This is a genomic window from Thauera humireducens, assembly GCF_001051995.2.
Taxonomy (GTDB): domain Bacteria; phylum Pseudomonadota; class Gammaproteobacteria; order Burkholderiales; family Rhodocyclaceae; genus Thauera; species Thauera humireducens.
Map to the genome: position 1 here is coordinate 635,667 of NZ_CP014646.1, position 13,846 is coordinate 649,512.

The 13,846-nt window shown below is 67.9% G+C and carries 9 protein-coding genes; 1 reads left to right on the top strand and 8 read right to left on the bottom strand.

Going from position 1 to position 13,846, the window contains the following annotated elements; translation table 11 throughout:
* Window positions 1-7: 7 nt before the first annotated feature.
* Complete coding sequence (gene lysS, locus AC731_RS03040; protein ID WP_004253365.1) at window positions 8-1,507, bottom strand: lysine--tRNA ligase; 1,500 nt, start codon at window positions 1,505-1,507, stop codon at window positions 8-10.
* Window positions 1,508-1,771: 264 nt separating this feature from the next.
* Between lysS and AC731_RS03045 the strand changes: the two genes are divergently transcribed.
* Window positions 1,772-3,559 (top strand): methyl-accepting chemotaxis protein, encoded by a 1,788-nt coding sequence (locus AC731_RS03045; RefSeq protein ID WP_048709171.1) that lies wholly within the window; start codon window positions 1,772-1,774, stop codon window positions 3,557-3,559.
* A gap of 10 nt (window positions 3,560-3,569) precedes the next feature.
* Here the strand turns inward: AC731_RS03045 and AC731_RS03050 are convergent, their stop codons facing one another.
* From AC731_RS03050 to AC731_RS03080, 7 genes are all read right to left on the bottom strand, one after another.
* The gene (locus AC731_RS03050) at window positions 3,570-4,409 is read right to left on the bottom strand and encodes a phosphate/phosphite/phosphonate ABC transporter substrate-binding protein (RefSeq protein ID WP_237266593.1); all 840 of its coding nucleotides are present in this window, start codon (window positions 4,407-4,409) and stop codon (window positions 3,570-3,572) included.
* Window positions 4,410-4,513: 104 nt separating this feature from the next.
* On the bottom strand, window positions 4,514-7,306 hold the full coding sequence (locus tag AC731_RS03055; protein WP_048709173.1) for an AAA family ATPase: 2,793 nt from the start codon (window positions 7,304-7,306) through the stop codon (window positions 4,514-4,516).
* Window positions 7,306-8,022 carry a hypothetical protein gene (locus tag AC731_RS03060; protein WP_048709175.1) on the bottom strand — a complete coding sequence of 239 codons (717 nt, stop codon included), beginning with the start codon at window positions 8,020-8,022 and terminating at the stop codon, window positions 7,306-7,308. Before AC731_RS03060 ends, AC731_RS03055 begins: the two co-directional genes overlap by 1 nt.
* A gap of 11 nt (window positions 8,023-8,033) precedes the next feature.
* Window positions 8,034-9,314 carry a hypothetical protein gene (locus AC731_RS03065; RefSeq protein ID WP_048709177.1) on the bottom strand — a complete coding sequence of 427 codons (1,281 nt, stop codon included), beginning with the start codon at window positions 9,312-9,314 and terminating at the stop codon, window positions 8,034-8,036.
* Window positions 9,315-9,762: 448 nt separating this feature from the next.
* Window positions 9,763-10,867 (bottom strand): peptide chain release factor 2 gene (prfB, locus tag AC731_RS19990; RefSeq protein WP_205626624.1). Its coding sequence is split into 2 segments (ribosomal slippage): window positions 9,763-10,785 and window positions 10,787-10,867, totalling 1,104 coding nucleotides; the frame shifts between segments, so codons are not numbered across the junction.
* A 149-nt stretch (window positions 10,868-11,016) separates the two neighbouring features.
* A complete protein-coding gene (gene recJ, locus AC731_RS03075) occupies window positions 11,017-12,720 on the bottom strand; it encodes a single-stranded-DNA-specific exonuclease RecJ (RefSeq protein WP_048709178.1) in 1,704 nt (567 codons plus the stop codon).
* The gene (locus tag AC731_RS03080; protein WP_048709180.1) at window positions 12,717-13,793 is read right to left on the bottom strand and encodes a hypothetical protein; all 1,077 of its coding nucleotides are present in this window, start codon (window positions 13,791-13,793) and stop codon (window positions 12,717-12,719) included. The genes recJ and AC731_RS03080 overlap by 4 nt, the downstream gene beginning before the upstream one ends.
* Window positions 13,794-13,846: the final 53 nt, after the last annotated feature.

Sequence of the window (13,846 nt, forward strand, 5' to 3'; positions counted from 1 at the left end):
GTGGGGATTACTCCGGACGCATCTGCGGGAACAGGATGACGTCGCGGATCGAGGGCGAGTCGGTCAGCAGCATCACCAGGCGATCGATGCCGATGCCGCAGCCGCCGGTCGGGGGCAGGCCGTACTCGAGCGCGCGGATGTAGTCGGCGTCGAAGTACATCGCTTCCTCGTCGCCGGCCTCCTTGGCCTCGACCTGGGCGCGGAAGCGCGCGGCCTGGTCCTCGGGATCGTTGAGCTCGGAGAAGCCGTTGGCGATCTCGCGGCCGACGATGAAGAGTTCGAAGCGCTCGGTGATCTCGGGGTCGGTGTCCGAGGCGCGCGCCAGCGGCGAGACCTCCACCGGGTAGTCGATGATGAAGGTCGGCTCCCACAGCTCGGCTTCGGCGCAGGCTTCGAACAGCTGCAGCTGCAGGCTGCCCAGCCCGCCCGGCTTCACCTTTTCGCCGAAGGCGACGATCTTCTCCTTCAGCCACGCGGCGTCAGCCAGCTGTTCCTCGGTGAAGCCCGGGTGGTACTTGCGGATCGCCTGCACGATGGTCAGGCGGTGGAAGGGCTTGGACAGGTCCAGCTCGCGACCCTGGTAGACGAAGGATTCGGTGCCCAGCGCCTCGCGTGCGGCCTGGCGGATCAGGCCTTCGGTGAAGTCCATCAGCGTCTTGTAGTTCGCGTACGCCTCATAGAACTCCATCATGGTGAATTCGGGGTTGTGGCGCGGGCTGAGGCCTTCGTTGCGGAAGTTGCGGTTGACCTCGAACACCTTCTCGAAGCCGCCCACCACCAGGCGCTTGAGGTAGAGCTCCGGCGCGATGCGCAGGAACAGCTCCATGTCGAGCGCGTTGTGGTGGGTGATGAAGGGCTTGGCCGCTGCGCCGCCGGGAATGGGGTGCATCATCGGCGTCTCGACCTCGAGGAAGCCGTGGCCGGTCATGTAGTTGCGGATCGACTGCACCATGCGGCTGCGCGCCACGAAGGTGAAGCGCGTCTGCTCGTTCATGATCATGTCGACGTAGCGCTGGCGGTACTTCTGCTCGACGTCGGTGAGGCCGTGGAACTTGTCCGGCAGCGGGCGCAGGCTCTTGGTCAGCAGGCGGATCTCGCTGGCCTTGACCGACAGCTCGCCGGTCTTGGTCTTGAACACGGTGCCCACGCAGCCGACGATGTCGCCGATGTCCCAGGTCTTGAACTGGGCATACACGTCCTCGCCCACGCCGTCGCGCTGCACGTACAGCTGGATGCGGCCGGAGAGATCCTGGATGGTGACGAAGCTCGCCTTGCCCATCACGCGCTTCAACATGATGCGCCCGGCCACCTTGACCTCGACCGGCATCGCTTCCAGCGCTTCGGCGTCCTTCTCGCCATACAGCTCGTCGAGCTTGCCGGCCGTGTTCTCGCGCGAGAAGTCGTTGGGGAAGGCGCGGCCGCTCTGGCGCCAGGCGGCGAGTTTCTCGCGGCGCTCGGCGATCAGGTGGTTCTCGTCCTGCGGCGGGGTGTTCGTCTGGTCGGACATGGTGTCGATTCGGATCGGATGGAAATTCGTCGGCGCCGGCGCGATGCCGGCGGCAAAGGCGTGATTGTCGCAGGCGGAGGGGGGGCAGGGCAATTGCGGCGGCGGGCCGGGGGGCTCGCGGACGGGCGGGCGAAGCGCGGCGGTGCAGTGCGAGGGTCGCAACCGTGCATTGTTTCGCGGAAATATTTCATCTTCAGCTCTAAAGTGCGCGTTTTGCACACCGATAGTGCATTTACCGATCCATCTCGTCTCAGGAACCCGGCGATGAGCAGTTTCCGCGAGCTTTACGAATCAGTCGAAAAGACTTTCTGGAACTCACTGACCAAGAAGCTCAGCAGTCTGCTGCTGCTGTTCGTGATCAACATCCTGTACCTGGCCGTTTACTGGTGGCATGCCTCCGAGATCGAGACGATGCTCGGACGTGGTCCCGAGGCCGCCGCGGGCATCATGGCGATGCTCGACAAGGGGTTCGTCATGATGGTCTCGCTCAGCGTGTTTGCACTGCTGCTGACGGTGGGACAGATCCTCTACCTGCGCCACCTGATCGTGAGGCCGGTACGCGCGATCCGCGAAGTCTTCGACGATGTCAGCCATGGCGAGGGCGATTTCTCGCGCAACCTGCCGCTGTGCAGCCACGACGAGTTCCGCGATCTCGCGATCAGCTTCAACCGCTTCGCCGACCGCATGCGCGAGATCATTGGCGAGGTGCGCAACATGAGCGTGAACATCGCCCGTGAGGCCGTGCAGGTGAAGCTGCGCATCGAGAACTCGGCGGCCGGCGCCCGCGAGCAGGAGCGCATGACGGCCGAGGTCTTCGAGACCAGCACCGCCTCGACCGCGGCGATCGAGGAGGTGTCGCACGGCGCCCGCCAGATCACCGAATCGACCAGCGCGAACCTCGTCATCGCGCGTGATTCGCTCGCGGAGATGCAGGAGATCGCCGGCAAGATCAACACGGTCAGCGAGAAGGTGCTGAAGTTCAACACCACGGTGGATGACCTGTCGACGCGGTCCGAGAGCGTGAAGCACATCGCGGTGCTGATCCGTGAGATCGCCGACCAGACCAACCTGCTGGCCCTGAACGCCGCCATCGAGGCGGCGCGGGCGGGCGAGGCCGGTCGCGGTTTCGCCGTCGTCGCGGACGAAGTGCGCAAGCTGGCCGAGCGGGTGAACAAGGCCACCGAGGAGATCGTCGGCAACATCAACGGCATGCTGGGCCTGGTGGCCAACACCCGTAGCGAGAACGAGGTCATCAACGTCGATGTGCAGGACACGCGCGCCGTGGTCGAGCGCTCGGCGAGGCAGTTCGAGCACATGGTCGGCGAGTTCGAGACCTCCGGCCGGCAACTGAGCCAGATCGCCGTCGCGATGGAGTCGCTGAGCGAGACCAACGCGCGTGTCCATGAGAACGTCACCGCCATCAACCAGCTCTCTGCCAAGGTCGGCGAGCAGATGCAGGACAGCGAACGACGCACGCTTGATCTCACGGAGGCGACCGAAGCGGTGCAGGAGCTGGTGTCCCGCTTCAAGATCGGCCGGGGCGCGTTCGACCTCGCGGTGGACCAGACCCGCATCTTCCGCGACCGCATCCAGGCGCAGCTCGAAGAGATGGCCGCCAGCCGCATCGACGTGTTCGACCGCCGCTACCAGCCGATACCCGGCACCAATCCGCAGAAGTTCAAGGTTACATGGGGTGAGGAATTCACCCGACGCTGCCAGGCCCTGCTGGATGGCACCCTGGGCGCGACCCAGGGCGCGGCCTTCGCGGTGGCGGTCAATACCGATGGCTACCTGTCGGCGCACAACGGCAAGTTCTCGAAGCCGCTCACCGGCAACTACGAGGCCGATCTGGTGGGCAACCGCACCTGCCGCAAGTTCGAGCGTCCGCCCGAGCTGCGTGCCGCACGCAACACCGAGTCGATGCTGCTGCAGACCTACCTGCGCGACACCGGCGAGATCCTGTGCGACATCGCCATGCCGATCATGATCGGCGGGCGGCATTGGGGCAACGTCCGGGTCGGCATGCCGGCCGAGGCGCTGCTGGGACGCTGACGGTCGCCGATCACACGCCCAGCCAGCCCAGCAGCTTGCGCAGGCGGTCTTCCTCGCTGGCGGAGAAGCCGGTGATGCCGAGCTGGCGCAGGAAGGCCTGGCCGGCCTCGTCGCTCGACAGGCCGACGAGCACCTGGCGTGCCTTGGCGATGTCTCCGGGCGACAGGCCGGGGTGGCCAACCACCGGCATGTAGGGCTGGCCGACCGATTCGTGCAGGATGCGCTGCCCGCTCTCGCGCCACTTGCGTACGGCGCCCGAGTACGACGCCAGGCCGCCGACATCGGCAATGCCTTTCTCGAGCCCGAAGGGAATCGCACCCTGTTCGCGCACGTAGAAGACGCTTTCCTTGCTGAGGTCGATGCCCTTGTCGCGCAGTTCGGCGCGGCAGAAGCGCGTCATGTAGGCAACCTCTTCCGGCAGCACGAAGGTCTTGCCGCGCAGGTCGGCGACCGCCTTGACCGGCGAGTCGGCGCGGACCACCAGCATGCAGTGGCCTTCGGGTTCGGCGTTGGCGACATACTGGTAGCGGTAGTCGCGCAGACCGCGTGCCGGGTAGTCCGACGGGCGGGCGATCACGAAGTCGAACTTGCCGTCGCGCATGCCTTCTTCGAGCGCGGCAAATTCGCGCACGAAGGCGACTTCGACCTTGCGCCCGAGCGCGGCGGACAGACGGTCGGCCATCGGCGCGTACTTCTTGCGCGCGGTGGCGGCGTCGATGCCGCCCGAAGTGCCTTCGCTGACCGCGAGGCTGAGGGGCCTCGCATCCTGAGCCACGGCAGGCAGCCCCTGGCCGAGGGCGAGGGCTGAGATCAGGGCGAGCAGCGAACGTTGGGGCAGGGATGTCGTCATGTCTTTACCGGCGGCAGGAAAGTTGGAATGCATGAATTGAGAATGCAGCCGGGATGGTCTCAATTTTGATGCAGGTCAAGGTGTGGAATCGGTCACGGCAGGCATTAGTCCAAGGCCCTCTGCAACACGCCGACCGGCGGGGCCCAGTCGTTGCCCGGCTGTTTCTTGCGCGTCACGAGCGTGAGCTGCGCCGGCGCGAACACGTTGGCGTTGTGGGTGACCGGCGTGGTGATCAGGTACTGCGCGCGGGTGGCGCGCAGGAAGGTGCCGACGCGGTCGATGTTGGCGACGTCGAGGTGAGCGAAGGGCTCGTCGATGAAGACGAAACCGCCGGGGCGGGCTTCGTCCATCAGCAGGCCGATCAGCAGGATCAGCGACTTCATGACCTGCTGGCCGCCCGAGGCTTCGCCGTCGTTCAGGCCCACCGCACCCTTGCGGTCGAAATCGAAGCGGACCTCCAGCCCGGCCTGCGATAGCGAGACGTCGTCGTTCTCGAGGTGCGGCGTGGGGCAGTCCACGCTGACGTTGGCGAGGTCGCCCAGGGCCTTGAGGTTCTTCGCGTACTGGCGCACGGTGGCGCGCAGCTTGGCGATGTAGGCGGCGCGTGCGTTGTCGCTGTGGTTGCGCGCGGTGGCGCAGTAGCCCTGGCGGTCGAGGTAGTCGCGCTCGCGGCGGCCAACGTCGGCGGCGAGGCGGTCGCGCACGACCAGTACGGCCGGGTCGGTGATCCAGTCGCCCTCGTCGATGTGGCGGCGCAGGCGCTCGAGCTGGAGCCGGGCACCCCGGGCGTCGCCGTACTTTTCGGCGAGCAGGGCGAGTTCCCCGGCGTCCAGCCAGTGCGCCGGCATCCCCCGGCGGCGACGGCGCAGCGTCACGATGCGTTCGGCCTGCGTGCGGCGGCGCGGGCCGTGCTCGCGGGCGATGTCGGCCAGACGCAGCTCGATGGCCTTGAGCTCGCGCTGGCGGCGGTCGACCTCGATCTGGATGCCGCTGAGCTTCTCGTTGAGCGCGTCGAGCGTGCCGCGCATGTCGGTGCGCTCGGCGATCGCGGCCGTCAGCGCCTTGCGCGCCTGGGGCAGCTCCGAGTCGGCGGTGGCGTAGCGTTCGGCATTGGCCGCCAGCAGTTGCGCCGACTGCAGGCCGAGCATGCGCTGACGGATCGTGGTGACGCGCGCAGTGGCTTCGTCCAGCTTCGGGCGCAGGGCCTGGAGCTGCTTGTCGAGCGCGATGATTTCCTCTTGCAGCGCGGCGATGCGCGACTGGCGGGCGAGCTCGCCGAAGTGGAACTCCTGCGGCCGGCCGAGGTGGCGGGCGCCGCGGCGCTCGCGGTGGTAGCCGTCGCGGGTGATCCATTCCTGCTCGCGCGGCAGGTCGCGGGCGGCCTGGGCATCCTCGACGCGGCGGATGCGGTTGAGCAGGTCGGCCAGCCAGCGCGGCACCGGGCCGTTGAATTCGACGACTTCGGCCAGGCTCATCGGGCGCGGCGGCGGGGCGGGCTCGCGCTCGGGCACGATGAAGTGGCGGAAGCGCTCGCGCTCGCCCAACGCCCAGGCGGCGTGGCGGTCGGCCTCGCGCTCGAGCAGGATCAGGTGACGGTAGGGGCGCAGGATGGCCTCGAGCGCCGCCTGCCAGGCCGGATCGGTGATCTCGACGACCTCGGCCAGGCTCTGGTGGGCGATGCCCTCGGCGCTGAGCTTGACGCGGAAGCGCGACACCTCGGCGTCGCCCGGCGGGCCGCTGCGGTTGCGTTCGCTGCGCAGGGTCTCGGTGCGGTCCTCGAAGGCGGCGACGAGCTCGCGTTCCCGGGCGCGCAGGCGGGCGCGCTCGGCGTCGGCCTCCTCGTGTTCCTTCTCCAGCGCCACCGCGTCGGCACCGTGCTCGGTGGCGAGCTGGGCGCGCAGGGCGTCGCGCTCGGCCAGCAGCTTCTCGAGGTCGCGCACGCGGTCGTGGGCAGCCAGATAGCGCTGCTCGGTGGCGGTGTCGCCCTCCTTCAGGCGCTTGCGTTCGGCGCTGGCGGCGTCCTGTTCGGCGCGCACGGCGTCGAGCCGCAGACGGGCCTCGCGCTGCTCCGCGATCCTGTCGATGCGTTCGCGGCTGACGCGGCGCAATGCGTCGCGCTCGTCGGCGATCTCGCGCGCCAGCTCGGCGATCTCGAGCCGCGGCACGATCTCCGCCTGCAGGGCCTGGGCTTCGTCGGCGAGCTGCTTCCATTCGAGGAAGCGGTTGGCCTCGGCCTTCTTTTCCTCGGCCTGGGTCTTCAGGCGGTCGAGATCGATGCCGAGTTCGCCCAGCTCGCGCTCGGCGTTCTTCTGCTCCTCCCGCGCGGCCTGGTAGTTGTCCAGCACCTCCTTGTCGCCGAAGACATCGAACACCAGCTCGAGCAGGGCCTTGGGCGAGTACTCGCACAGCTTGTCGGTGTCGCCCTGTTCCAGCGCCAGCACCTTGGTGATGGCCGGGGTCAGGCCGCCCCAGGCGAGGCGGTTCTGGTAGTCGCGCAGGCCGATCCAGTCGTTGTTGGCCTCGAGCGCCTCGATGTCCTGGTTGCCGTCGACGATGGCGTAATCGCGGATCCAGTCGCCGCCGGCCTTGCGGATGCGGCAGGCGAGCGTCACTTCGTCCGACAGGCAGGGGAAGAACGGGCGCTTGCCGGTGCTGCCGGGCACGTTGGCCACGATGGCGCGGATCCACGCGAAGCTGCGGTCGGCGCGGCGCACGTAGCGGCGGAAGTCGCGCTTGCCCGAGCAGCGCAGCGCGAACAGCGTGCGCAGGGCGTCGAGCAGGGTGGTCTTGCCCGAGCCGTTGGGGCCGACGATGGTGATGATCTGGGCGTCCAGCGGCAGCGAGAAGCGGCGCCAGAAGTCCCAGTGCACGAGTTCGAGCGTCTTGATATGGAACATCAGCGGTTGTCTCCGGCGTCGTCGTTAGTCCCGTCCTCGTCGGGCAGAATGTCCGCCACCTCGAAGGCATTGGTTTCGGGCATGGCATGGCCGGCGGCGGCGAGCACTTCGCCCAGCGTGCCGTGGATGATGCGGTCGGCCATCACGCGGTAGTCGAGCGCCACGTCGAGCAGCGGCCCTTCGCTGATGACACCGTTGCGGCGCTCGATGAAGCCCAGCCTCGCGAGCTTGCCGAGCGCGATGGTCATCTTGGTCTTGCCGCCCAGGCGCGGACCGAAGTCGGCTACCAGCGAGCTCTCGGCCAGGCTGCCGGAGACGCTGTCGCCGTGGGCGACGGGCTTGTCGCCGCCGAACATGTCGGTCTGGCCGTCGTCGATCAGTTCGCGCCGCGTGACCTGGCGCTCGCGCTTGGGTAGCACGACCAGCGACCAGATCACCACCAGCAGCGCGATCTCGTCGCGCGCCAGGCCGAGGTTGCTGGCGGCGTACTCGCGGCCGGCACCGAACACGGGTTCGGCCATCTCGGCCTGCAGTGCGACACCGACGTGGGCGGCGTAGGGGTTGTCGAGCAGTTGCAGGCCGACGTCGGCCAGCCGGCGGTCGAGCTCGAGGCGGAAGGTCTCGTCGACCAGTGCGCGCCGCACCATGCGGTCGCTGCGCGGCAGCCAGCGCTGCGCGAGCAGGCGCGCGGTGAGCGTCTTCAGTTCATGTTCCATGGGCGCACCGTTCAGGATTGGGCGGGCAGGGCGGTCGCACGCGGGACCACCTCGCCGGCGTTGATGGCAGCGATCTCGTCTTCGCCGACCGGCACCAGCTCGTCGCCGAAGCGCACGTCGAGCGGCAGACGCATGAAGGCGCCGATCGGGCCGTCGACCGGACTGGCGTCCTCGCCGTCGGCCAGCAGCGCGAGCAGCGACAGGCGGTAGCTGGCCAGCGCAAAGCCGCCGCCCGCGATGACGTGGTGCAGGGGGCGCGGTTCCGGCAGGGACTCGAGACGATGGGTGAAGTGCTCGAGCATCGCCAGGTCTTCGGCGTCGGGTGCGGTGCCGACGGGCGAGCTGTCCGGTGGCGGCAGCGTGGCGTCGACCTCGCCGCGCACCTTGTCGTCGCCGAGCGCGGTCTCGGCGCGGTCCAGCAGTTCGTGGCCGCCGGCCAGCAGCGGCAGGTCCGGCACCGCCGCCAGCCCGCCTTCGGCAAAGCTTGCCAGCATGGCGATGTCGAGCCGGCGCAGCCAGGCGGCAACGTCCGACGACGAGATGCCCGAGCCGCCCAGCGTCACGCGCTGCGCTTCGATCTTGTTCAGTGCGCGCTGGAAGGCGGCATCCACGCGCGCCAGCCGCGACTGCGCGAGGCCGATGCGCTGTGCGATGCGGGCGATGTCGAAGTCGACCTCGGGATCGGCGAGCAGCTTGTTGAGGATGTCGGTGCCGCGCTCGAGCCAGCGCCCGTTGGCCGACAGGCGGCGACGGGCGTCGAGGATGCGGAATTCGGAACCGGAGGCGATGGCTTCCTCGAAGTGCCAGGTGAGGTCGTTGAGCTTGGACAGCAGGTGGCCGAGCGATTCGGCGGTGACGCCGCCCACGGCCTGCAGGCCGGCGAGCTGGGCGGTGAGGAAGCCGAGCTCGGCATCCTCTTCCTCGCCGAAGCGCAGCAGCATGGCGATGGCGGCCACCGCGTTGCGGCCGATGTCGGAGAGGTGGTACTGCCCGTCTTCGCCGATGGCGAGCAGGGCGTTGTCGCGCAGGCGCTTGAGTACGGTTTCGAGCTTGACCGGATCGAGATAGGTGAAGCGCGCGCGCAGGGCGTCCGGCGACCAGCGTGGGGCCTCGGCTTCACGGCCGATCTCGCGCAGCACGAGCAGGCGCATGAGGACTTCGGCCTCGGTGCCGCGGAAGAGCGTGATGAAGGCGTCGAGCAGCGGCCGTGCACTGTTCAGCGCCGCGAGTTCCGGCACTTCGTCGGCATCGACGCCGGGTGCGAGAAAGTCCGACAGGAACGGTTCAGTCATCGATTCTGGGAGCGCTGCAAAGTCGGGTTGAGTCGGTTCGGTGGAGCTTGCCGGTGGTCGGAATCAAACCAGGCGGCGACGGCGGCTGGTTCGACCTCGTCGTTGTTCTTCAGCCTATTCAGCCTCGGTTGCCGGAGGACGTACGGGGTGTTTGTGGAGCCGGCGAGGACTGTCCGACCGAAGCGAGTTCCGCAGCCGGCGGAACAAATACCCCGTGCGTCCGACCGGGGCGGCGCGGCCGATGCAGTTCGAAAGAACAGTGGGGCCGAAGCCGTGGTGCAAGAACCGGCTTGACTGGGGCACTTGTTCCGAAGGCTGCGGAACTCGCCTGCGCTGCGCTTGGCTCAGACAGTCCTCGCCTTCTCCACAAGTGCCCCAGCCAAGCCTCAGGTTGTTCCTGGCTCAACGGCCGACGCAAGGCGTCGGTCGCGAAACGAGGGCGGGCGTCTTAAACGCCCTGTTTCAGACTCGCCGCAATGAAGTCATCCAGGTCGCCATCCAGCACCGCCTGCGTGTTGCCCACTTCGTAGTTTGTGCGCAGATCCTTGATGCGGGACTGGTCCAGCACGTAGCTGCGGATCTGGTGGCCCCAGCCGATGTCGCTCTTGCTGTCTTCAAGCTTCTGCTGCTCGGACTGGCGCTTGCGCAGTTCCAGCTCGTACAGCCGCGCCTTCAGCATCGACATGGCCTCGGCCTTGTTCTTGTGCTGCGAACGGTCGTTCTGGCATTGCACGACGATGCCGGTCGGCTCGTGCGTGATCCGCACCGCCGAGTCGGTCTTGTTGATGTGCTGGCCGCCCGCGCCGGAGGCACGGTAGGTGTCGATGCGCAGGTCGGCCGGGTTGATCTCGATCTCGATCGAGTCGTCCACTTCCGGATACACGAACACCGAGGTGAAGCTGGTGTGGCGGCGGGCGTTGGAGTCGAACGGCGACTTGCGCACCAGACGGTGAATGCCGGTCTCGGTGCGCAGATAGCCGTAGGCGTACTCGCCGCTGACCTTGATCGTGCAGTTCTTGATGCCTGCGACTTCGCCCTCGGTCTCTTCCATCAGCTCGACACCGAAGCCCTTCTTCTCGCTGTAGCGCAGGTACATGCGTTCGAGCATGCCCGCCCAGTCCTGCGCTTCGGTGCCGCCGGCGCCGGCCTGGATTTCGATGAAGCAGTTGTTCGGGTCCATGGGATTGCTGAACATGCGGCGGAACTCGAGCCTCTCGACTTCCGCTTCCAGTCCTTCGAGGTCGGACTCGACGGCTTCGAAGGTATCGTCGTCGTCCTCGGCTTCGGCCAGCTCGTACAGATCCTTGAGGTCACGCGATTGCGCGTCGATCGTCTGCAGCGTCAGCACAACGTCCTCGAGCTGGCGCTTCTCCTTGCCGAGTTCCTGCGCGCGCTCGGCGTTGTTCCAGACGGCCGGGTCTTCCAGTGCGCGATTGACCTCTTCGAGCTTCGATGCTTTCACATCGTAGTCAAAGATACCTCCGGAGTTCCCGACCGCGGGCGGCGAGGTCGGCGAGTTTTTCGGCGATGGCGTTCTGGCGTTCGGCTTCCATGGGCAAGGCTCCGGCGGAATCTGGAAAACCGCGCATTATACCGGTAGCGAGGTCGGGGCAGGCGGCGATGCGAGGGAGGGCGCTGCGGGGTCCGACCTGCGCGGCCTGATCGGGGAGTAGCCCTCGCCGCACAACTGAGCCGCGCGCGTTCAGGCGGCTTCGAAGTGCTCCAGCATCAACTGCACGCTCGACACGCCGTTGTACTCGTTGATGCTCAGGCGGTAGGCGGCATGGATCTGCGCTGCTGCGCCTTCGGCGTGGTTGAACTGGATCGCCTCGTACCGGGTGTTGCCGCGCGTCAGTTCGAGCTTGAGATGCTTGTCCTTCAGCACCCGCTGGCGTTCGACGCGAAACACGTCGTCGAACACCGGTGCCGGAAAGCCCTGGCCCCAGATTTCGTTGTCGAGCATGCGCACGGCGTCGAGCGCGAAGTAGCCGGGCTCCAGGTTGCCGTCGGTCTCGATGCGGCGCTCGAGTTGGGCAGGTTCGAGCAGTTCGCTGACGACGTCCTCGAAGGCAGCGTCGAAGCGGGCGAGTTCGGATTCGCGGATGGTGAGTCCGGCTGCCATCGCGTGGCCGCCGAAACGCACGATCAGGTCGGGATGGCGCTTGGTCACGAGATCGAGCGCGTCGCGCAGGTGCAGGCCCGGAATCGAGCGACCCGAGCCCTTGAGCTCGCCATCGTTCGCGCGTGCGAAGGCAATGGTGGGCCGGTGCAGCTTTTCCTTGATCCGGCCGGCGACGATGCCGATCACGCCCTGGTGCCAGTCGGGCTCGAACAGGGCGATGGTCGCGCGGTTGCCGGCGCTCACTTCCCCATTGAACCCGGACAGGCGCGCCAGCGCTTCTTCCTGCATGCCGGCCTCGATGCTGCGGCGCTCGCGGTTGAGCTTGTCGAGCTCCTGGGCGATGTTCATGGCGCGCCCGGCGTCGTCGGTGATCAGGCATTCGATGCCCAGGCTCATGTCCGACAGACGGCCAGCCGCGTTGAGGCGCGGACCGATCATGAAGCCGAGGTCCGTGGTGCTGGCGCGTGCCGGATCGCGCCCGGCCAGTGCGAACAGGGCGCGGATGCCCGGCTGCAGGCGGCCGGCGCGCATGCGCGCGAGTCCTTGCGCGACCAGGATGCGGTTGTTGCGGTCGAGCTTGACCACATCGGCCACGGTGCCCAGCGCCACCAGATCGAGCAGGTCGGCCAGGTTCGGTTCCTTGCCCCCGGTAAAGGCGCCGCGTTCGCGCAACTCGGCGCGCAGCGCGAGCATGGTGTAGAACATCGCGCCCACGCCAGCCAGCGCCTTGCTCGGGAAGTCGCAGCCGGGCTGGTTCGGATTCACGATCACATCGGCCTCGGGCAGCACGTCGCCGGGCAGGTGGTGGTCGGTGATGACGGTGGCCATGCCGTGCGCGCGCGCAGCGGCGATGCCTTCGACGCTGGCGATGCCGTTGTCGACGGTGATCAGCACGTCAGGCTCGAGCCGCGCGGCGATCTCGACCATCGCCGGCGTGAGGCCGTAACCGAGCGTGACGCGATCCGGAACCAGGTAATGCACGTCGGCGCCGAAGGCGCGCAGTGCACGCATGCCCACCGCGCAGGCGGTGGCGCCGTCACAGTCGTAGTCGGCGACGATCACCATGCGCGCGCCGGCCTCGATGGCGTCAGCGAGCAGCACGGCGGCCTCCTGGGTGCCGGTCAGCGCTTCGGGCGGAAGCAGGTTCTTGAGGCTGGTGTCGAGCTCGTCGGCGCGGGCAATGCCGCGTGCGGCATACAGGCGGGCGAGCAGCGGGTGCAGGCCGGCATCGGCGAGGCGGGCGAGGGCTTGCTGCGAGACAGGGCGGGACTGGATGCGGGTCATCGGTCGGTATGCGGGGCGGTGGGCGGGGGGGCGTCCGGCAGGGTGATCGGCGCGGGGGCGGTCGACTTCAGCAGTGCATCGAAGGCGTAGGGCTTGCGCCAGAACTTCCAGTGATCGCTGCGGCGGTTGGCGACGACCAGCGTGCCGCGATCACCCGGCGCGGTGAGGCGCAGGGTATCGATGCGACCGCGTCGCAGTGCCTCGGCAAGGGGGGCGAACCAGTCGCGTTCCAGCGCTTCGAGCCCGCGGCGCCAGGCGTCGAGATCGAGGCGTTGCGCCGGCTTGTGCAAGCTGTCGATGACGACGAGCGTGTCCTGCCTCAGCGCCGAAGCGAGATCGGGCGTGGCGACCGGGCACTGGCTTGCACGTGCCAGGCCGATGCTGAGCGGATCGGTGGCCTGCACCAGGGCTGCGGGCGCCTGCGGCATCCGCTCGAACTCGCCTGCGCCCCACAGCCACACGCTGTTGACGGCACGCAGGCCGGACGCTTCCCGGGCCCGGCTGAGCGCATGGTTGTGCAGCACGATCTGCGCTTCGTTCATGGTGCGCTGCCACAGCCGTGCGTCCTCGCCTTCTGGCAGGAAGTGCTTCACCGGCCGGCCGACGACGTCATCCAGGGGGTACAGCGTGACCCGGCTGGCCTGCGGCAGGCGCAGATACCAGCGCGTCGGTGTGCACGCCTCGAAGCGGCCGAGATCGGCGAAGACCTCATTGAGTGCCGCGACGAGCTGGGCGGACTCCTCTGCGGGCAGCTGGTCGTCGTCGAACGCTTGCAGCAGCATGTGCTCGCGCGCGAACGACAGGTTGACCGGGTCGGCGCACAGCCAGTGGTTGCCGTCCGTCGGGGGCGGGGCGTCGGTTTCGCCGAGACGCCTCAGCGCGGCCAGCGGCAGGGCGTCGCCTTCCAGGCCGAACAGGCGCGCCAGTTGCCGGTCGTACGGCTCGAAGCCGAGCATCGAGTGCGTGCCGCGGCCGAGCAAGGCCGCCAGCCCGTCGAGCGCAAGCCCGGCAGCAGGGCCGAGCAGGGTTGCGGTGGGCCACAGCAGGCCGGGGATCAGGAGCTGAATCTGCATCGGAAGCGCATCATTGGGAGCGGCGCGAGTCTAGCACGCGTGACCGTGCCGCC